Source organism: Streptomyces sp. bgisy159, from assembly GCF_965341775.1.
Classification (GTDB): domain Bacteria; phylum Actinomycetota; class Actinomycetes; order Streptomycetales; family Streptomycetaceae; genus Streptomyces.
Genome location: NZ_CBDQZH010000003.1, coordinates 46040 through 65185, shown reverse-complemented (window position 1 = coordinate 65185; position 19146 = coordinate 46040). Strand labels below are relative to the sequence as shown.

Here is a 19146-nt window from a genome sequence, read left to right as displayed (position 1 = left end):
GCGCGGGCCACCCAGAACCGGAGGTTCCATGGCCGACAACGTCACCTCGCTGTTCCGCGGCACCGCGGCGCACAGCCCGTCCATGGCGGCGCTGACGCGGGCGGCGGGCGACGGCTCCGGCCCGATCGACTTCTGCATCCCGGTCAACCCCTACTTCCCCACCCCGCAGATGTGGGACGCCATGGCGGCCCGCCTGCGCGACATCGTCACGTACTACCCGAGCGGCGCCGACACCATCACGGCCGAGCTGTGCAACCTCCTTCAGCTGCCGCCGCAGGCCGTGGCGATGGGCAACGGGTCCACCGAACTGATCACCTGGATCGACCATCTGCTGGTCCGGGAGTCCGTCGCCGTCCCCGTGCCGACGTTCGGCCGGTGGACGGACCAGCCGATGGAGACCGGCAAGCGGGTCGACATGTTCCCCTTGCAGGAGTCCAGCGGCTTCGCCCTGGACCTCGCCCAGTACGCCGAGTTCATCCGCAGCCGGGGGACCCGGGCGGCGGTCATCTGCAACCCGAACAACCCCGACGGCGGCTTCCTGCCCAAGCGGTCGGTCGTGCAGTTCATGGACGCGATGACCGACCTGGACCTGGTGGTCGTCGACGAGTCGTTCCTGGAGTTCGCCGACGCGGAGGCCGAGCCCAGCGTCGTCCAGGAGGCGATGATCCGGCCCAACGTGATCGTGCTGCGCAGCCTCGGCAAGAACTTCGGGCTGCACGGCGTGCGCTTCGGCTACCTCGTCGCCAATCCGGCCCTCGCCGGGCGGATCCGCTCGATGCTGCCGAAGTGGAACCTGAACTCCTTCGCCGAGCACGTGGTGTTCATGCTGCGCGAGCACGGACCCGAGTACGCGCAGAGCCTCCAGCAGATCCGCCGCGACCGGCTGGACATGACCGCCCAGCTGTCGGCACTGCCCGGTCTGACGGTCTACCCCTCCCAGGGCAACTTCCTCTTCGTGCGCCTGCCCGTCGGCGCCGAGGGCACCGTGGTGCGGGACCGGCTGCTCACCGAGCACCGGATCCTGGTCCGCGAGTGCGGCAACAAGATCGGTTCGTCCAGTCGCTTCCTGCGGCTCGTGGTGCGCCCCCAGGTGGACGTGCGTCGCCTGGTGTCCGGCCTGGAGCAGGTGCTCTACGAGACCAGGAGGGGAGCCGCCGTGCCCGAGCTGGGCACCGGGACCAGCTACAGCTCGGGCACGGCGGCGGTGGACCGCCTGGTCGGCGCCACGAACGGCGCGGGCCTGCGCGGCCTCGCCGCGCCGGACGCCGGCGCCACGGCCCCGGGTTCCGGCCCCGGCCTGCCCCTGCCGGCGGCCGCGGCGGCGCCCGCACCGGCCGGAGCCTCCCCCTACCCCACGCCCACCCCTGCCCCGTCCCCGGCTCCTGCTCCTGCTCCTGCTCCTGCTCCTGCTCCTGCTCCTGCCCCGATTCCAGCTCCCGTCCCGGCCGCCGCGGCCCCGCCTCCGGCCCCGGCGCCCGCCTCGCCCCCGTCCATCGGTGCCGGGGTGCCCATGCCGGCGGCGGCACAGACGTTCCCGCCCCCGGCGCCGGCCCCTGCTCCCGCCCCGCTCGCCGCCCCGGCGGCCGCCATGGCGCCGGGGGCCTCCCCGGCGGCCGGTCTGGCCCCGGCCGCGCAGATGACCCCCGTACCGGCCATGACCGCCGCCCAGGTGCCGCTGTCCGGGCCCACCCCGCCGGGCGTGCCGGCCCGGGGCGGGCTCACCGCCGCGCAGGTGCGCGGCACCGACGGGCTGACTCCGGCCCCGGCGACCGGCTGGCCCAACGCGGGCAGCTGGCCGAACGCGGCGGGCGCCTGAGCGAGGGCCGAGGACGGCGGGTACGCCGTCCTGCCCGCCGTCCCCGGATCGCCGTCCCCGGACCGCCTCGCTCAGACCGCCTCGTCGCCGCCCGGAAGGAGTTCCCGGCGGCGGGAGCGGGCGGGCGGACCGGCCCGTGGGACCGCGCCCTGCCCAACACCCGCCTTCTTTCGAAACTCTCGAAACTCCGGTGGTCCCCGGACCCCCGAAATGCCGTTGTGCGCACGGCGGGCGGTGTGGGAGAGTCCAGCGACCTCGATCTCCCGGAAGGCGCCGCCCGGCGCCCCTACCTCCCCGAAGGACTGAAGCCGATGGTCCCGGCGTCCCGCAGCGGCCGCCGTCGGCGCTGAGGTGCCCTGGCTCTGTTCCGCCTCCTCACGGCGGCCGCATCACTCGATCGCTCGCGCATCCTTCCTTTCGCGTCACGTGAGGACATCACCACCGTGGACATCGACGTCCAGACCTTCGCCGTCGCCAACCTGCGCCGCCGCCCCGAGGTGGCCGAAGTCGGCGGTTTCGTCGTGGGGTTCGACCCCGCGACCACCAGCCCCCACATCAACTACGCCTCGCCGCTGCCCGGCGCCGACCCCACCGACCGGGACGTCACCGCGCTGATCGGGGCGTTCCGCGAGCGCGGCCTCACCCCCCGGCTGGAGTTCGCCCCGAACGCCGCCCCGTGTGTCGAACCCGCCCTGCGCCGGGCCGGGTTCACGACCGAGGCCGTGCACGAGTACCTGATCTGCACCCCGGACACGCTGACCGCGCCCGACGACGGCCCGGAGGTGATCGCCCCGCGCAGCGACGCCGACTACCTGGCGATCGACGCCGCCCTCGCCGAGGCGTTCGGCGGCGAGTTCCCCGCCTCCGCGGAGGGCGCGGCCCGGTTGCGCCGCACCGAGCAGGGCGGCGGGGCGGTCCGCTACGTCCGCTCCCCCGGCGGCGGCTGCGCGGGCGCGGCGATGTGCTCGGCGCCGGCCGTCGGCACGTCCGAACTGGCCGGGGTGGGCACGCGCCCCGCGTTCCGGGGCCGCGGCACGGCCGCCGCGGTCACGGCGACGCTCGCCCGGACCATGTTCGACCGGGGCAACCGCTCGGTCTGGCTGGAGTACTCGGGCGAGGGCTCGCGCCGGGTCTACGAACGGGTCGGGTTCCGGCCGCGCGGGAAGCGGCTGTACGTGATCCTGCGGGCGGCGGTGTCCGGTTCCGTTCCCGACTGACCGTCGGCTCGGGAGCCCGGGAGCCGGATCCCCTGCCGTGGGCGCCACGAAGGCCGCTGAGGGCGAGCCGAGCGGGTCCGCTCGGCTCGCCGGGGCCGGTGTCAGCCCGTCTTGCCCGGGCACTCCTTCCAGGCCATGTGGTAGACGGTGCTGATGTCGCCGTCCGTGGAGTCCATGGTCATGAAGCTGACCTTGTCCGCGGCGGTCGTGCCCGCGTTGACCCGCAGCTCTGTGTTGATGTTGAAGTTGCGCAGCACTCCGCAGGGGGCCCAGACGAGCTGGGCCCAGTCGGTGGTGTCGGTGGCCTGCCAGTTGTCGTTGTAGGGGCCGTTGAAGACGTGGCTGCGGAACGCCGTCTGGGACGAGCCCTGGAAGTAGTACGAGGCCCGCTGGGTTCCGCTGGCGCCCTGCTGGAGCGCGGCGAAGCCGCGGTAGTCGGCGCTGGCGATGGCGTAGGTGAAGCCCTGCGGGACGTGGACGACCAGGTTGAGCTGGCAGTTCCGGCGGAAGGCGGTCGGGGAGGAGTTGCCGCCCGCCTGGGCGAGGTAGTCGCTGTAGGTGACCGTGAACGCCGTGTTGTCCTCGGAGACGGCGACGGCGGCCGTCCCGGCGGGACAGCCGGAGCCGTTCACCGTGGCGATGTCGATGACGATGCGGTCCGGGGGCGGGTCGTCGAACACGGGTGAGGAGGCGGGCGCGGAGGTCACCGCCGTGGTGAGCAGAGCGGCGAGGGTGCCGCTCAGCAGGAGTCCACCGGTCATGGGCTCTCCCAGGGTGTGAGTGGGGGGTGGCTGGTTGCGCTCCCGGCCGCACGGGACCCGTGGAGATCCACCGGGATCCGTGGGGATCCTGTGAAGGCAGGGAGCGTTGGGCATCGTAGAGAGCCCCGGCCGGTGGGGGTCAGGGGCAACTCCAGCCATTCACACCGTGTGTTTCACAGCATCTGCCCCAGCCGGATCACGTTCCAGGACAGCGGCTCCAGCGTCGCCTTGAGGGTGCCGTCCGTCAGGGTGGTGCCGGGGACCGGGTGCGGGGTGACGCGCTCCGGGTCGGCGAGGGTGTTGCGGGCGTCCGGGTCGGCGTCGGCGAGGGCGGTGTGCTCGACGACCCGGGTGAGGCGCGGATCGCCGAGCACCACTTCCAGCGGGAGCGGTTCGCCGCGGCCGCGGTTGACCGCGAACACGGTGACCGTGCCGTCCTCGGCGCGGACCGCCGTGGCGTGCAGCAGGTCCGTCTCGCCGTACTTCGCCGTCCGGTACGTCGGTGAGTCGACGCGGACGTCGAGCACCTCGCCCCGGCCGTGCCTCGACGCCTGCGCGAAGGGGAAGAAGGTGGTCTGACGCCAGGCCGGGCCGCCCGGCTCGGTCATGATGGGCGCGATGACGTTGACCAGCTGGGCGAGGCAGGCGACCGTCACGCGGTCGGCGTGCCGGAGCAGGGCGATGAGCAGGGAGCCGAAGACCACCGCGTCCGTGACGCTGTAGTTGTCCTCCAGGAGGCGGGGGGCCTCCGGCCAGTCGTCGGGGTCGTGGGCCTCGGCGTGGTCCTCCCACCGCGACTGGTACCAGACGTTCCACTCGTCGAAGGAGAGGTTGATCCGCTTCTTGGACTTCAGGCGGGCGCCGACGTGGTCGCAGGTCGCCACGACGTTCTCGATGAAGGACTCCATGTCGACGGCCGAGGCGAGGAAGGAGTCGACGTCGCCGTCGTGCGGCTCGTAGTAGGCGTGCAGGGAGATGTGGTCGACGAGGTCGTACGTCTCCTGCAGGACCGTCGCCTCCCACGCGGCGAAGGTGGGCATGGACTGGCCGGAGCTGCCGCAGGCGACGAGCTCGACGCGCGGGTCGATCTGGCGCATCGCGCGGGCGGTCTCGGCGGCCAGCCGGCCGTATTCCTCGGCCGTCTTGTGCCCGGTCTGCCACGGGCCGTCCATCTCGTTGCCGAGGCACCACAGCCGGATCCCGAAGGGATCCTTGTCGCCGTGCGTGACGCGCAGGTCGGACAGGGCCGTGCCGGCCGGGTGGTTGGCGTACTCCAGGAGCTCCAGGGCCTCGGCGACGCCCCGCGTACCGAGGTTGACGGCCATCATCGGCTCGGCCTGCGGGCCGGCCTTGCGCAGGAAGTCCATGAACTCCGACAGGCCGAACCGGTTGGTCTCCGTGGAGTGCCAGGCGAGGTCCAGCCGGCGGGGGCGGGCCTCGGCGGGGCCGACGGAGTCCTCCCACTTGTAGCCGGAGACGAAGTTGCCGCCCGGGTAGCGGATCGCGGTCACGCCGAGTTCCCGGACCAGGTCGAGGACGTCGGTGCGCAGGCCGTTGTCGTCGGCGGCCGGGTGGTCCGGCTCGTAGATGCCGGTGTAGACGCAGCGGCCGAGGTGCTCGACGAAGGAGCCGAAGAGGCGGGGGTCGACCTCGCCGACCTTGAAGGCGGGGTCGAGGGTGAAGCGGGCGGTTCGCATGGTGTCCTTCCGGGTGGTGGGTCTGCGACGAAGGGTCACGCACGTTGGTTCGAGATATCGGATCTCGCCCGTAACTTCGAACGGGACCGTAGATTCGATCCGGCCGGACGTCAATGCTCACCGCAGGACTTCCGGCAGCGCTTCCCACCACGGCCTCCACGGTCGTCGGGTTTTCACACACCCGTGACGCGGCCCCGGCTTGCCGCGTAACCTCGAACAGGCCGGCGCCGGACGGCGAGAAGGGGGACTTGATGGACATCGCGGGCGCACTGCGGCGGGCCCGTACCGGCCCGGCCATGCGCGCGCTGACCCGCGAACTCACCGCCGGGCTGCGGGACCTGCCCCGGCCGCCGGGCGACATGGGTGAGCTGTGCCGGGCGCTGTGCGCGGCGATGGGCGCCCTGCGCGGCGGGCGGCCCGTAGAGCTGCGCTTCGAGCGCTTCCCCGACGAACTCGACGTGACGGGGCTGTGGGTGGAGTTCCAGGACTTCGACCTGGTGATCGTCGAGGAGCGGGCGGAAGAGGTGCAGCGCCTGGTCATCCTCGGCCATGAGCTGTGGCACCTGCACGCCGGGCACCGCCACCACCACGCGGCCGCCGCCGACGCGCTGGCCACCCGGCCCGGCTGGCCGGACGTCGCCCTCACGGTGGCCGCCCGCAACGGCTCCCGGGCGGCCGACGAGGCCGAGGCCGACACCTTCGGACACCTGCTGGCGGCCTCCGTACGGACGTATCCGCGCGGGCCGGGCGACGCCGGGCCGGACGCCGCGCACCGGGTCCAGCGGTCGCTGGGCTACCGCGGGCGCGGGGGCGCGGCCCGGTGACCCACACCCTCCTCCCGTCGGCGCTGGCGTCCGCCGGCGCCGCCGCACCGCTCGGCCGGTTCGCCATCTCCTTCTGGATCCCGACCGCCGTGCTGTGCGTGGCGCTCGCCATCAAGCTGCCGACCATCATCCGCCTGTGGCGGGACCCGCTGCTGCGCGCCGTGGGCGGACTGCTGCTGCTGGCCTGCGCGGTCTTCGTGTTCGTGGCGCCCACGACCATCGCCTGGACCAACCGGGTCACCGGCGTGCCCAACATCTCGGCGCCCTGGTGCTATTCGCTGCTCACGGCGTTCTGCGGGTCCTGTCTGCTGCTCATCATCGCCTGGCGCAACGGCCTGTCCGAGCGCTCCCCCGACACCCGCCGCGCGATGCGCTGGGTGATCAGCAGCTACTCGGCGGTGATCGTCGCGCTGTGGGTGCTGTTCTTCCTCGCGGACGCGCCCGAGGAACGGCTGCGGGACCTCGACACCTACTACGCGACCACCCCGTTCATGCGCGAGGAGATCCTGCTCTACCTCCTCGCCCACTGCGTGGCCGTCCTCATCACCTCGCGGCTGATCTGGAACTGGGTGCGCACCGACGGGCTCGACGCCTGGCTGCGCTCCGGGCTGGTCTTCCTGGTCATCGGCTACGGCCTCAACCTGGTCTTCGACGGGCTCAAGCTGACCGCCGTGGCGGCCCGGTGGGCCGGGCGCGACCTCGACTGGCTGAGCACCGACCTGGCCCCGCTCGCCGCCTGCCTGTCCGCGATCCTCGTCGCGGCCGGCTTCATCCTGCCGCACGCCGGCCAGTTCCTGCACGACCGGTGGCGGGTGCGGGCGGCCCACCGCGCGCTGCGCCCGCTGTACGTGCTGACGCGGACGGTCAACGGCACGGGCATCCCGTTCGCCCTGCGCGCCACGCCCGAACTGCGGCTGATCCGCCGTGAGACCTACATCCGGGACGTGCTGCTGGCGCTGGCCCGGCACATCGACGAGGACCAGCTGCGGCGCGCCTACGCCGCCGCCCTGCGGCTCGGCTTCCCGGAGCCCCGGGCGAAGGCGCTGGCCGCCGCCGTGGCCGTCCAGGACGCCGCCGCCCGCAAGATCCGCACACCGGACGGCGGGGGGTCCGTCCGGCCCGACACCACGGATCTGCTCCAGGAGATCGGGGCGGTCTCCCGGGCTCTGCGCGCCCCCGACGACCTGGCTGCCGTCCGCGCCCACGCAGCCGCCCCAGCAGCGCCTGATGAGCAGGCCCCGGCAGCAGAGAGCAGCGTTTGGCGTTCATGAGTCCCACGTCCGAGAGTCCCACGCCCGAGCGTTCCACAGCCGAAAGTGCCACGGCCGAAAGTGCCAACCCCGAGCGTCCCACGCCCGAAAATCCCGCTCCCGGGCGTCTGACGTCCGAGCGTCTGACGTCCGAGAGTCCCATGCACGGGCGGTCCGCGACCGGCCGCCCCACCACCGCCGTCGTCCTCGGCGGTTCCCTCGCCGGCCTGCTCGTCGCCCGCGCCCTCGCGGACGTCGTCGGCCGGGTGACCGTGGTGGAGCGCGACACGCTGCCCGACGGGGCCGAGCCGCGCCGGGGACTGCCCCAGGCCCGCCACGCCCACCAGCTGTGGTCCGGCGGGGCACTGGCCCTCGCCGAGCTGGTGCCGGGGATCACCGACCGGCTGCGCGAGGCCGGGGTGCGGCGCCTGGCCGTCACCACCGACATGGTCGCGCTGTCGCCTTACGGCTGGTACCGGCGGTGGGCCGAGTCCCACCACGTGCTGCTGGCCGGCCGCGATCTGCTCGACGCGACGGTCCGGGCCGCCGTGCTCGCCGACGGCCGCGTCGAGGTCCTGGAGCGCACGGAGGCACGCGCGCTCACGGGTACGGCCGCTGCGGTGACCGGCGTGCGGATCGGGCCGGCGGGCGGGGACGGCGCCGGCGGCCGGGAGCGGGTGCTGGACGCCGACCTCGTCGTCGACGCCACCGGACGCGGCTCACGCGCCGCGCGGTGGCTGACCGGGCTGGGGCTGCCCGAACCGCGCCGCCGCGAGGTGGACTCCGGCATCGCCTACGCGAGCCGGCTGTTCCGGGCGCCGGAGGCGGCGCGCGAGGCGTTCCCCGTGGTCAACGTCCAGCCCGACCCGAGGACCGGTGAGCCGGGGCGCGGCGGGGTGCTGCTGCCGGTGGAGGACGGGCGGTGGCTGGTCACGCTGTTCGGGACCCGGGGCGGCGAACCCAGCGCCGACACCGGGGACTTCGCGCGGTTCGCCCGTGCGGAGCTGCGCCATCCCGTGATCGCCGACCTGATCGGGCGGGCCGAGCCGCTGACCGAGGTGGCGTTCACCCGGACGACCGCCAACCGGCGGCTGTTCTACGAGCGGATGCGGACCTGGCCGGAGAACTTCGCCGTGGTCGGGGACGCGGCGTGCGCCCTCAACCCGGTCTACGGGCACGGGATGTCGGTCGCCGCGCAGGGCGCGCTGGCACTGCGCGAGGTGGTGCGGCGCCACGGGCTGGGGTCACCCGGCCTGGCCCGGCGCGTCCAGAAGGCGGTGGCCCGGCCGGCCTCCGCCGCCTGGGACCTCGCCATCGGCATGGACGTGTTCTACCCCGGCGCCACGGAGAACGGCCCCACCCTCCGGGAACGGGCACTCGCCGCCTACGTGGGGCGCCTGCTGTACACGGCGACCGGCAACGGCCGTATCGCCCGCCGGGTGACGGACGTGACGTCCCTGGAACGGCCGGCACCGACCCTGGCGGCCCCGGGCATGCTGCTGGCCGCGGCCGTCGGCCCCCTGAAGCCCCCACTCACCGAACCGCCGCTGACGGCGGAGGAGCTGAAGCGGGCGGGACTCCAATAGCGTGACCCGCCCGCGGCCCGACCGCCCCCGGCCCGACCGCCCGCGGGCCGGCGGAACCCGCCCGGGGTGCGGGAGTCCCGCGACCGGTCACCCTCGACCGCTCACCCACACCGGCGGCCGCATCCGTACGCCCGGTCAGCCGAAGGCCGGCTGGGCGACGCCCCGCCCCGCACCCGGGACCACCAGCAGCGACCCGGCCACGGGGTGCGGGGCGTCCAGGCCCACCCGGGCCGTGGTCACGTACAGGTCCGTGAGGCCGGGACCGCCGAAGGCGCAGGCGGTCACGCGCGGGGTGGGCAGCTCGATCACCCGGTCCAGCGCGCCGCCCGGCGTGTAGCGGCGTACCGCCCCGCCGTCCCACAGCGCCACCCACACGCAGCCGTCCGCGTCGACCGTGAGTCCGTCGGGGAAGCCCTCGCCCGTCTCGACCTCCACGAAGGGCCGGCGGTTCGCCACGCGGCCCCCGTCGTGGTCGAAGACGTCCACCCGGCGGGTCGGGGAGTCGATGTAGTACATGAGGCGGCCGTCGGGGCTCCAGCCGATGCCGTTGCTGACGGCGACGTCGTCGAGGACCGTCTCGACGGTGCCGTCGGCGGTGAGCCGGGACAGCGTCCCCCCGCCCGGCGCCTCGTCGTACCGCATGGTGCCGGCCCACAGCGCACCGTCCGGGGCGACCGCCGCGTCGTTGGCGCGACGGCCGGGCACCGGCTCGTGGTGCAGCCAGCGCAGGGAGTCGTCGGGGCCGAGCAGCGCCACTCCGTCGCGCAGGTTGAGGACCAGGCCGCCGTCCGCGCCGGGCTTGACGGCGCCGACGTGCTGGTCCGTCGTGCGGACGGTGCGCCGCCCCGTCACGGGGTCGTACGTGTGGACGCGCGCGCCCAGGATGTCCAGCCACAGCAGGCGCCCGCGGACCGGGTCCCAGGTCGGCCCCTCCCCCAGCTCCGCCTCGGCGCGTACCGCGACCTCGTACACCGGCCCGCTCACACCGGGCTCCGGTGGCCGAGGTGCTCGGACAGCTCGGCGGCGCCCTTGGCGGCCAGCTGCTCCAGCTCGCCGCGCCGTTCCTCGCTCCAGCGGATCATCGGCACCGAGATGGACAGCGCGGCGACCACCTGACCGGTGCGGTCGCGCACCGGCGCGGCCACACAGCTGACGTCCGGGTTGGACTCGCGGTTCTCCACCGCGAGCCCGCGCCTGCGGATCTCGGCAAGGGTCTCGCGCAGCGCGCCGACGTCGGTGATGCTGTTGGGGGTCATGGCGACCAGCTCGGCGCCGTCCGGGATGCGTGCCGCGAGTTCCGCCTCGGGAAGGGAGGCCAGCAGCATCTTGCCGACGGACGTGCAGTGCGCGGGCAGGCGACGGCCCGCCGCCGACACCATGCGCACCGCGTGCGTGGAGTCGACCTTGGCGATGTAGATGACGTCGGTGCCTTCGAGGATGGCCACGTGGACCGTCTCGTCGCAGGTCTCGGCGACGGACCGGGCGACCTGCTGGCCCTCGGCGGCGAGGTCCAGCTGTTCGGCGTAGCGACTGCCCAGCTGGTAGGGACGGACACCGAGCCGGTAGCGCCCCGGCTGGCCGGGGACGGGCACCAGGTAGGACCGGGCGGCGAGCGTGGTGACCAGTTCGTGCACGGTGGTGCGGGGCAGCTGGAGCCGACGCACTATGTCGGGGGCGGAGAGCGTCCCGTCCCCGTCGAGGAACAGCTCCAGGATGTCCAGAGCCCGGGTAACGGCAGGTACGAGGCGTCCCACGGCCGGCCCCCTCCCTTGAAGATCGCGTATCGGTCGCAGATCGCGTGCAGGTCAGAGATCGTTCGAAATCTCAACTGGCGATCGGAATGACGAACACAGGCTAGTCATAGAGCGTCGGAGCGGGCAATGGCCGGGGAACCGTAGGCTCGGCGGTGTGTTCACCGAGGCCGACTTCCAGCTCGTCCTGCTGCGCCGCATGGCCGACCACAACCCGGAGCTGGTGGCGGACGCCCGCCGCCGCCTGGGGGTGTCGATCGCCGAGATGCGGGACGCCAACAAGCGGTGGCAGGCCATGGTCCGCTCCCCGCGCGCCCGCGCCGCCGCCTCCCGCTACCGCTCCGTGCTCGGCGCCCCCGAGTCCACGGCGCCCCGCCGGATCGGCGACCTCGACTGCGAGGCCTGGCAGTGGCCCGTGCCGCTCTGGCCGGACCTGCGGTTCGAGGTGCTCCGCGGGCCCGGCGGAGCCGTCTGGAACGAGTGGCTGGTCCGCGCCCCGGGCGCACCCGGCCCCGTGCTGCGCACCCTCGCCGACCTGACCCCCTGGTCGTGCACGGTCGACGAGGCCGCCCGCGCCTTCGCACCGGCCCGCCCCCTGGAGGGCACCGCCCCCACCCGGTGGGGGCTGGCGTTCGCCGCGCCGGACGCGGACGGTGTGCCGCGGGAGGTGGTCGCCGAGTTCACCTGGGGGCTGCTGCAGCGCACGGCGGTCAGCGGCGCCGCGGGCCCGCCGTAGCCTCGGCCGCGGCGAGGATCGCCGCGACGACCGCCGGCACCGACCCCGGGTGCAGCCCGAGGAACAGGTTGGGCTCGATCAGTTCCAGTTCCATCAGCCGGGGCTGCCCGTCCGGGCCGTCGACCAGGTCGACGCGTGCGTACAGCAGCTCCGGGCCACCGGGCACGGCCGCCAGCGCCCTCTCGGCAACGGCGAGTTCGGCCGGGGTCGGCTGCCAGACCCGCAGATCGGGGTGCGGCACCTTGTCGGCGTCGTACGGCGTGTCCGGCGCGAGGACGGCGCCCTTGCGGCTGGCGTGCAGCAGGCTCCCGCCGAAGAACTGCAGCGCCCGCTCACCGCTGACGTCGATGTCCCGGACGTAGGGCTGCACCATCGCCGTGAACCCCTCGGCGTGCAGGCGCGCCAGGTGCCGGACGGCGCTGTCGTGCCGCTCGGGCGGGTACCGGGCGGCGAACCGGGCTCCGGCACCCGACGTCGGCTTGATCACGAACTCGTGGTCGGCGGGGAGGTCTGCGGGGTCGCCGGGCGCGAGGTAGCGGGTGGGCACGGTCGGCACGCCGGCGTCGGCCAGCTCCCCGAGGTAGCGCTTGTCGGCGTTCCAGCGCACCGCCCCGACCGGGTTGGCGAGCCGGGTGAGCTTCCCGGCCCGCTCCAGCCACCGCCCGAACTCGGCCGCCCGCCAGCTGTAGTCCCAGGTGGACCGGAGCACGGCGAGGTCGTAGGCGGCCCAGTCGGTACCGGCGTCGTCCCAGGCCACGGTGTCCACCGCGGCCCCGGCCGCCGTGAGTTCCCGCGTCAGCAGCGGCAGGTCGGTGTCGCGGTGGGGCCGCGGCCCGGGGTCATAGGTGACGAGCGCTATCCGGGGCACGACGGGGGCCTCCTCGAAGGTGTGGGCAGACTCCCGGCAGGTTAAGGCCCTTCCCGCGTAGACCGGTCGGAAGGGCCCCGGCCGCCGCACCGGCCCGGTGGCCGGGGTAGGAAGGGTGGTGTCCGTCGTCGTCCCGCCCCAAGGAGTGTCCGGCGTGTCCTCTCTCTTCCCGGCCCTGACCGACCGACCCGGCGACCGCGTCGCCCTGCGGTTCGGTGAGCGGTCCTTGACGTACGCGGAACTGGCGGCGGCGGCCGGAGCCGTCGGGCAGCAGGTGCGCGGGGCCGGACGGGTGGCCGTGTGGGCGACTCCGTCGCCGGAGACCGCCGTCGCGGTGGTGGGTGTGCTCCTCGCCGGGGCCGCCGCCGTGCCGCTCAATCCGCGGTCGGGCGAGCGGGAGCTGGGACACATCCTCGCCGACAGCGCCCCCGGGGCGGTCCTCGCGGCGCCCGGGGAACGGCTGCCGGACGCGCTCACCGGCGTACCGCGGATCGACGTGGCGGTGGACGGACGCGGCCCGGCACCCGGGCCCGGCACGGCGGGCGACGACGACCCCGCACTCGTCGTCTACACCTCGGGCACCACCGGGCCCCCCAAGGGCGCGGTCATCCCGCGCCGGGCGGTCGCCCACACCCTGGACGCGCTCGCCGACGCCTGGCGGTGGACGGACGCCGACGTGCTGGTGCACGGGCTGCCGCTGTTCCACGTGCACGGGCTGGTGCTCGGGATCCTGGGCCCGCTGCGGCGCGGCGGGTCGGTGCGGCACCTGGGGCGGTTCACCACCGGGGGCGTGGCGCGGGAGCTTACCGGCGGGGCGACCATGCTGTTCGGCGTGCCGACGATGTACCACCGGATCGCGCTGGCGCTGTCCGACGACCCCGAGCTGGTCGAGGGGCTCACCGGGGCCCGGCTGCTGGTGTCCGGTTCGGCGGCGCTGCCGGTGCCCGACCACGAGCGGATCGCCGCGGTGACGGGGCGGCGGGTCATCGAGCGGTACGGCATGACCGAGACGCTGATGAACACCAGCGTGCGGGCCGACGGCGAGGCCCGTCCGGGCACCGTGGGCCTGCCGCTGCCGGGGGTCGGGCTGCGGCTCGTCGACGACGACGGCAGGCCCCTGGCCGCCCACGACGGGGAGACGGTCGGGGAGATCCAGGTGCAGGGGCCGAACCTGTTCACCGGGTATCTGAACCGCCCGGACGCCACGGCCGCCGCGTTCACCGCGGACGGCTGGTTCCGCACCGGGGACATGGCGGTGCGCGATCCCGACGGGTACGTGCGGATCGTGGGCCGCCGGGCCACCGACCTGATCAAGAGCGGCGGTCACAAGATCGGCGCCGGGGAGATCGAGAACGCCCTGCTCGACCATCCGGGAGTGGCCGAGGCCGCCGTCACCGGCGAGCCGGACGACGACCTGGGCGAGCGGATCGTCGCCTGGATCGTGCCGGCCGACCCCCAGTCCCCGCCCGGCGCCGAGGAGCTGGCCGGGCACGTGGCCGCCCGGCTGGCCCCGCACAAGAGGCCCCGCGCGGTCCGCTACCTCGACGCGCTGCCCCGCAACGACATGGGCAAGATCATGAAGCGGGCGCTGACCCATGGCTGACCGGCTCTCCGCGCGCGCCGCCCTCGCCCTGGTCACCGGCGACTTCGCCGAACTCCCCCACCCGCGGCGGCGGTCCGCCCCGGACGGACCGCTCGGCTGGCACGGCTACGACGACGCCCGCGCCCGCGCCGCCGACCGCACCGGCGAGTCGGAGTCCGTGGTGTGCGGGACGGGGACCGTCGGCGGTACCCGGGCCGTGCTGATCGCGTTCGAGTTCGGCTTCCTCGGCGGCTCGCTCGGCGAGGGCACCGGCGACCGGCTGGAGTCGGCCCACCGGCACGCCCGCGCCCACCGGCTGCCGGTGGTGTCGCTGGTCGCGACGGGCGGCAGCCGGATGCAGGAGGGCATGCTCGCGCTGAGCCAGCTCCAGCGGGTGGCGCGGGAGTCGGCGCTCACCCGGGAGGCGGGGCTGGCGCAGCTCGCCGTGGTGCGCGACCCGACGACCGGCGGCGGCTGGGCCACCCTGGGCGCGGGCGCCGACGTCACGCTGGCCCTGCCCGGCGCCCAGGTCGGCTTCGCGGGCTCGCGGGTGCGCCCGGCGGACGCCGATCCGGCCGCCTACACCGCCGAGGCGCAGGTCGCGGCGGGGTCGGCGGACGCGGTCGTACGGCCCGCCGAGCTGCCGGAGACGCTGGGGCTGTGGCTGCGGCTGCTGACAGGTGGGTCAGGGGAGCCGGCCGAGGTGCCGGAGCCGCTCGGCGGGAGCGGGGACCCGCCCGCCACGGGCTGGGAGGCGGTACGGCGCGCCCGCTCGCCCGAGCGGCCGCGCGCACGGGCCTACCTGGACGCGTACTTCAGCCGGCGCACCGCTGTCGTGGGCGACCGCTGCGGGGGCGCCGACCCGGACGGGGTGCTGTGCGGCTTCGGCACCGCCCGCCGCGACGGCCGTACGGTCGCCTTCGCCGCGCAGACCGGGACCGCCACCCGCCCGGCCGGCTACCGCACGGCGACCCGGCTGATCCGGCTCGCGGACCGGCTCGGTATCCCGGTGCTGACGCTGGTGGACACCCCGGGCGCGGCCAACGACGCCGAGGCGGAGCGGCAGGGTGTGGGGCCGGCGATCGCGGAGCTTTTCGGTACGGTCGCCACGGCCCGGATCCCGGTGACCACGCTGGTCGTCGGGGAGGGCGGTTCCGGGGGCGCGCTCGCGCTGGCCGCGCCCGGCCGGACCTGGGCGACGCCGGACAGCTACTTCTCCGTCATCGCGCCGGAGTCGGCCGCCGCGATCCTCAAGCGGCCGGCTGCGCAGGTGCCGGCGACCGCCGATGAACTCCTTTTGCGGCCACAGGACTTGGCCGAGCTGGGGGTGATCCGAACAGGGGATCAGATGTTCCCCGGAACAGGTGATCGTCGCTCTTGAGAGCGAACAACTCCCGTGTGACAAGTGATACTTACGGTGTGCGAGCGACGGGCTGCAGACCGTGGCCGACGCACAGGTCCCACACCGCAGTCAACGCGAGGAGCAGCAAGATCATGAACGTTCTCACCGACGCCCTGGCCTGCCTCGTCCACTTCATCGGCTGGCTGGTCTGACGTCGACGAACGCGCGGCGCCGTCTCCCCGTCCCCGGGAGGCGGCGCCGTCCGCGTTCCCCCGCACCTCCAACCGCCCTGCCGCCGACAGTGGTTGACGAGGCCGACGAGACAGCATCCGGCACCGTCCGTAACAATGGGCGGACACAGAGACGCGGGAGAACGGGGGCGGCGTGGAAGGGCTGACGGAGTTCGAGACGGAGGACGGTGCGGTGGTCGCCGTGGAGACCCGCGACGACCGCCCCGGTTCCCGGCTCGCCTCCCGGGGCGACGGCGTGGTCCGGGCCGCCCGCACCTTCGAGCAGGCCCTGGACGGGGTGCGCGCGGCGGCCGAGTCGGCGCTGCGGGTGTTCCGCGACGGCTCGCTGCGGCCGGACGGCGTGGAGATCGAGTTCGGGGTGAAGCTGTCGGCGGAGACCGGCGCGGTCATCGCCAAGGGCTCCGCTGAGGGCCATCTGGTGGTCAAGCTGACCTGGTCGCCGGGCAGCGATCAGGGCGAGGACGAGGAGGCCCTGTGGGCGGGCGCCGCTCAGGCCGCCGGGAGCGGTCGGGCAGGTCAGGAGCCGTCCGCGTCCTCATGAAGAGCACCGAATGAAGAGCACCGTATGAAGAGCGCCGAGTGGCACGCCCGGATCGAGTGCGTCGGCACGGTGGCCGGCGCCGGCTTCCTGGTCACCCCGCGCACGGTGCTGACCTGCGCGCACGTGGTGGCCGACGGCCCGGCGGAACTGACCGTGACCTTCACCGAGCGCCCCGACGTCCCCCCGCCGCAGGCCCGCGTGGTCGCGCACGGCGGCTGGACGGCACATGCCTCCAGCGACCTGGGCGACCTCGCCGTCCTGGAACTGGAGGACGAGGTTCCGATCGAACCGGCCGCGCTGGCCCCGGTGGACGCCGCGGACGCCGCGCACGGGATGCCGCCGCGCAAGTTGCTGGTGTACGGCTTCCCGGTCGGCTTCGACGAGGGCACCCTCGCCGAGTGCCGGATCACCGGGCCGCAGCTGATCAGCCGGGAGTGGATCCAGCTGGAGGCGTGGCAGCCCGACGGGCACCAGCTCGCCAAGGGGTTCAGCGGCGCCGCGGTCACCCTGGCGGACACCGGAGAGGTGGTCGGCATGGTCACCGCGGCCACCGGGGCCGCGCGCACCGGACGGATGATGCCCACCGAGGTGATGGCCCGCCACTGGCCCGGCCTCGAGGGCCTGGTGCCCGCCCCCGGCCACCGCACCGCCGACCGCGCCCGGCTGCGGGAACTGGTGGAACGGGCGGTGCGGGTGGGCCTGGCCTGCGAGCCGCTACGGCTGTACCGGGCCGCGATGGGGCCCTGGGACCCGGAGCCGCCGCCGGAGGGGTTCGACTCGCTGCGCTCGGCCGCGCTGTTCGTGCTGTCCGAACTGGACGGGCCGGACGCGGCCGGGACCGTGGCTCGGTTCACCGAACGGCTGGCCGGCCTGCTGGACGACATGGTGCGGGCCCCGGCGGAGCCGCCCGCCGTGCCCGACTGGTCGCCGATCCTCGTCGACCTGCAGCACAGCGGCGGGGGCGAGGACCTGGTGCGGGTGGAGGTGTCCGCGTACAGCGGGGGCCGCCGGCACCCGGTCGACTCGGGCACCGTGCCCCGGGCCCGGCTGGAGGAGTACGTCCAGGACCGCGTCGAGGCCGCTTTCCCGTATCTGACGCCCGGCTCCGACGAGTTGCTCGCCTTCGCGCTGCCCGGCGACTGGCTCGACCTGCCGGTGGACCGCTGGGCGCTCGGCTCCGACGACCCGACGCCGCTCGGCTGCCGCTACCCGCTGGTGGTCACCGCGCAGTCCCGGCGCAAGGCCAGCACCCGGCATCTGCTGACCCGCGTCTGGAACAGCCTGGACGCGCTCCCGGGCACCCGGATGCACCGGGTGGAGTGCGGCTCCACCGAGGCGGCCGGCCGGCTGCGGGTACGGCTGCTGCGGTCCGACGCCTGTCTGGTGGGGTTCGCCGCCTCGCCCGCCGCCGCGCACACCCGGGACCGCTTCACCACCTCGCTCACCACGCCGGCCCCGCTGGTCGCCTGGTCCCGGGACGGCTGCGCCGACGGGGAGCGGCAGACGCCGTGCGCGGGCGGCGACGGCTGCGCGGGCCAACGGTTCCTGGACGAGCTGGACACCTGTGTCTCGGGCCGCCTGCCCGCCGAACTACCCCGAAGAATCTGGGAGTTACGGCTGGAGGCGGAGGCGGAGGACGGGCACTGGGCGCGCGGCGTCCAGCTCCTGTGGGACGACCCGCGCGTCTTCGCCGACCCGCACGGCGGGGCCGCGGCGCCCGCCCGGTCACCGGTGGCGTGAGCGGGTACGACATGCGAGACCTGACGGGAACGGAGACCGGAGAAACCCCCATGCAGCACTGGTCCGTCTACACCGGCGACAGCGAGCCCCACGACGGCATCGACCGGCTGCCCGCGCCGCCGCCCTGGCGGGCGTTCGACGGGGAGCCCGTCCTGCCGCCGCCCCGGGACGCCGACGACGGGGCCGCGGTCTCCCCCGACCGGGTCCACCGCGCCCGCACCTACGTCGCCACCCCGGACAGCGTGCAGCTCGTCAACGCCGCGCTGGTCCTGCGCCGGCCCCTGCTGGTCACCGGCCCGCCCGGCACCGGCAAGTCGTCCCTGGCCTACGCGGTGGCGCGCGAGCTGCGGCTCGGCCCGGTGCTGCGCTGGAACATCACCAGCCGCACCACCCTCGCCGACGGGCTCTACCAGTACGACCCGCTGTCCCGGCTGTACGCGGCCCGGCAGGAGGCGCTGCGGGCGGCGACCGGGCCGGCACCGGGCAGCGAGGTCGAGGACCACCTGCGCCTCGGCCCCCTCGGCACCGCGCTGCTGCCCTACCGGCGGCCCCGGGTGCTGCTGGTCGACGAGATCGACAAGAGCGACCTCGATCTGCCGAACGACCTGCTGAACGTCCTGGAGGAGGGCCAGTACGAGATCCCCGAGCTGCTGCGCGCCGCCCGCCGCTCCCCGGCCGGCGCCACCGCCGAGGTCCTCGCCGACGGCAGCGACACCCCGGTGACCGTGACCCGGGGCCGGGTACGCTGCCGCGCCTTCCCGTTCGTAGTGCTGACCAGCAACGGCGAGCGCGAGTTCCCGCCGGCGTTCCTGCGCCGCTGCGTCCGGCTCCAGCTGCTGCGGCCCGACCGCGACCGGCTCACCGAGATCGTCCGCGCCCACCTGGGCACCCCGGCCGCCGAGGCCGAGCCCCTCATCGACCGCTTCCTGGACCGCGCCAAGGACGGCGAACTCGCCACCGACCAGCTCCTCAACGCCATCTACCTCACCGGCGTCGCCGGCCTGGACGCGGACTCCCGCGACGCCATGGCCCGACAGCTCATGCCCTACCTGAGCGCCACGGCCGACCACGATGGCCTCTGACGACAGCGAGAGCTCCGAGCGGCTCTCCGGGCCCGAGGGGGCCGAGTCCGGGGAGACCTGGGGCGCGGTGGGGACCGGGAGGGCCGACCGCACCGCACCCCG

17 protein-coding genes are annotated in these 19146 nt (G+C 74.7%); 12 read left to right on the top strand and 5 right to left on the bottom strand.

Annotation, left to right across the window (positions count from 1 at the left end; genetic code table 11):
- Positions 1-28: 28 nt before the first annotated feature.
- On the top strand, positions 29-1816 hold the full coding sequence (locus ACSLTV_RS04200) for a pyridoxal phosphate-dependent aminotransferase (protein ID WP_435611648.1): 1788 nt from the start codon (positions 29-31) through the stop codon (positions 1814-1816).
- A 443-nt stretch (positions 1817-2259) separates the two neighbouring features.
- Positions 2260-3033 carry a GNAT family N-acetyltransferase gene (locus ACSLTV_RS04195; RefSeq protein ID WP_432157975.1) on the top strand — a complete coding sequence of 258 codons (774 nt, stop codon included), beginning with the start codon at positions 2260-2262 and terminating at the stop codon, positions 3031-3033.
- Positions 3034-3134: 101 nt separating this feature from the next.
- Here the strand turns inward: ACSLTV_RS04195 and ACSLTV_RS04190 are convergent, their stop codons facing one another.
- Positions 3135-3794, bottom strand: a complete 660-nt coding sequence (locus tag ACSLTV_RS04190; protein ID WP_432139276.1) for a DUF4360 domain-containing protein — start codon at positions 3792-3794, stop codon at positions 3135-3137.
- 173 nt (positions 3795-3967) lie between these two features.
- On the bottom strand, positions 3968-5491 hold the full coding sequence (locus ACSLTV_RS04185; protein ID WP_435611647.1) for an alpha-N-arabinofuranosidase: 1524 nt from the start codon (positions 5489-5491) through the stop codon (positions 3968-3970).
- 251 nt (positions 5492-5742) lie between these two features.
- Between ACSLTV_RS04185 and ACSLTV_RS04180 the strand changes: the two genes are divergently transcribed.
- From ACSLTV_RS04180 to ACSLTV_RS04170, 3 genes are all read left to right on the top strand, one after another.
- Positions 5743-6315, top strand: a complete 573-nt coding sequence (locus ACSLTV_RS04180) for a toxin-antitoxin system, toxin component family protein (protein WP_432139278.1) — start codon at positions 5743-5745, stop codon at positions 6313-6315.
- Positions 6312-7586, top strand: a complete 1275-nt coding sequence (locus ACSLTV_RS04175; RefSeq protein ID WP_432139279.1) for a DUF6545 domain-containing protein — start codon at positions 6312-6314, stop codon at positions 7584-7586. The genes ACSLTV_RS04180 and ACSLTV_RS04175 overlap by 4 nt, the downstream gene beginning before the upstream one ends.
- 140 nt (positions 7587-7726) lie before the next feature.
- The gene (locus tag ACSLTV_RS04170; protein WP_432139280.1) at positions 7727-9151 is read left to right on the top strand and encodes an NAD(P)/FAD-dependent oxidoreductase; all 1425 of its coding nucleotides are present in this window, start codon (positions 7727-7729) and stop codon (positions 9149-9151) included.
- A 135-nt stretch (positions 9152-9286) separates the two neighbouring features.
- Here ACSLTV_RS04170 and ACSLTV_RS04165 read toward each other — a convergent pair whose 3' ends face one another.
- Positions 9287-10135 carry an SMP-30/gluconolactonase/LRE family protein gene (locus ACSLTV_RS04165; RefSeq protein ID WP_432139281.1) on the bottom strand — a complete coding sequence of 283 codons (849 nt, stop codon included), beginning with the start codon at positions 10133-10135 and terminating at the stop codon, positions 9287-9289.
- Complete coding sequence (locus tag ACSLTV_RS04160; protein ID WP_432139282.1) at positions 10132-10905, bottom strand: IclR family transcriptional regulator; 774 nt, start codon at positions 10903-10905, stop codon at positions 10132-10134. The genes ACSLTV_RS04165 and ACSLTV_RS04160 overlap by 4 nt, the downstream gene beginning before the upstream one ends.
- A gap of 196 nt (positions 10906-11101) precedes the next feature.
- Here ACSLTV_RS04160 and ACSLTV_RS04155 point away from each other — a divergent pair, with 196 nt between their 5' ends.
- Complete coding sequence (locus tag ACSLTV_RS04155; RefSeq protein WP_432157984.1) at positions 11102-11638, top strand: hypothetical protein; 537 nt, start codon at positions 11102-11104, stop codon at positions 11636-11638.
- Here the strand turns inward: ACSLTV_RS04155 and ACSLTV_RS04150 are convergent.
- On the bottom strand, positions 11613-12506 hold the full coding sequence (locus ACSLTV_RS04150; RefSeq protein WP_432139283.1) for an ATP-grasp domain-containing protein: 894 nt from the start codon (positions 12504-12506) through the stop codon (positions 11613-11615). The two genes, ACSLTV_RS04155 and ACSLTV_RS04150, sit on opposite strands and share 26 nt — an antisense overlap.
- A gap of 154 nt (positions 12507-12660) precedes the next feature.
- Here ACSLTV_RS04150 and ACSLTV_RS04145 point away from each other — a divergent pair, with 154 nt between their 5' ends.
- The 6 genes from ACSLTV_RS04145 (at position 12661) to ACSLTV_RS04120 (ending at position 19044) form a co-directional block, all read left to right on the top strand.
- Positions 12661-14109 carry an acyl-CoA synthetase gene (locus tag ACSLTV_RS04145; protein WP_432139284.1) on the top strand — a complete coding sequence of 483 codons (1449 nt, stop codon included), beginning with the start codon at positions 12661-12663 and terminating at the stop codon, positions 14107-14109.
- Positions 14102-15469: a carboxyl transferase domain-containing protein gene (locus ACSLTV_RS04140; protein ID WP_435611646.1), complete on the top strand. Its 1368-nt coding sequence runs from the start codon at positions 14102-14104 to the stop codon at positions 15467-15469. The genes ACSLTV_RS04145 and ACSLTV_RS04140 overlap by 8 nt, the downstream gene beginning before the upstream one ends.
- A gap of 38 nt (positions 15470-15507) precedes the next feature.
- Positions 15508-15642 (top strand): hypothetical protein, encoded by a 135-nt coding sequence (locus tag ACSLTV_RS04135; protein ID WP_432139286.1) that lies wholly within the window; start codon positions 15508-15510, stop codon positions 15640-15642.
- Positions 15643-15814: 172 nt separating this feature from the next.
- Positions 15815-16222 (top strand): CU044_2847 family protein, encoded by a 408-nt coding sequence (locus ACSLTV_RS04130; protein ID WP_435611645.1) that lies wholly within the window; start codon positions 15815-15817, stop codon positions 16220-16222.
- 24 nt (positions 16223-16246) lie between these two features.
- A complete protein-coding gene (locus tag ACSLTV_RS04125; protein WP_435611644.1) occupies positions 16247-17962 on the top strand; it encodes a trypsin-like peptidase domain-containing protein in 1716 nt (571 codons plus the stop codon).
- A 50-nt stretch (positions 17963-18012) separates the two neighbouring features.
- On the top strand, positions 18013-19044 hold the full coding sequence (locus tag ACSLTV_RS04120; RefSeq protein WP_432157969.1) for an AAA family ATPase: 1032 nt from the start codon (positions 18013-18015) through the stop codon (positions 19042-19044).
- The last annotated feature ends 102 nt before the right edge of the window (positions 19045-19146 follow it).

Bases quoted from the DNA above. Each gene is read 5' to 3' on its own strand.
- ACSLTV_RS04120 (WP_432157969.1), top strand. From the start codon at position 18,013: ATGCAGCACTGGTCCGTCTACACCGGCGACAGCGAGCCCCACGACGGC.
- ACSLTV_RS04185 (WP_435611647.1), bottom strand. From the start codon at position 5,491: ATGCGAACCGCCCGCTTCACCCTCGACCCCGCCTTCAAGGTCGGCGAG.
- ACSLTV_RS04140 (WP_435611646.1), top strand. From the start codon at position 14,102: ATGGCTGACCGGCTCTCCGCGCGCGCCGCCCTCGCCCTGGTCACCGGC.
- ACSLTV_RS04200 (WP_435611648.1), top strand. From the start codon at position 29: ATGGCCGACAACGTCACCTCGCTGTTCCGCGGCACCGCGGCGCACAGC.
- ACSLTV_RS04190 (WP_432139276.1), bottom strand. From the start codon at position 3,794: ATGACCGGTGGACTCCTGCTGAGCGGCACCCTCGCCGCTCTGCTCACC.
- ACSLTV_RS04125 (WP_435611644.1), top strand. From the start codon at position 16,247: ATGAAGAGCGCCGAGTGGCACGCCCGGATCGAGTGCGTCGGCACGGTG.
- ACSLTV_RS04180 (WP_432139278.1), top strand. From the start codon at position 5,743: ATGGACATCGCGGGCGCACTGCGGCGGGCCCGTACCGGCCCGGCCATG.
- ACSLTV_RS04155 (WP_432157984.1), top strand. From the start codon at position 11,102: ATGGCCGACCACAACCCGGAGCTGGTGGCGGACGCCCGCCGCCGCCTG.
- ACSLTV_RS04170 (WP_432139280.1), top strand. From the start codon at position 7,727: ATGCACGGGCGGTCCGCGACCGGCCGCCCCACCACCGCCGTCGTCCTC.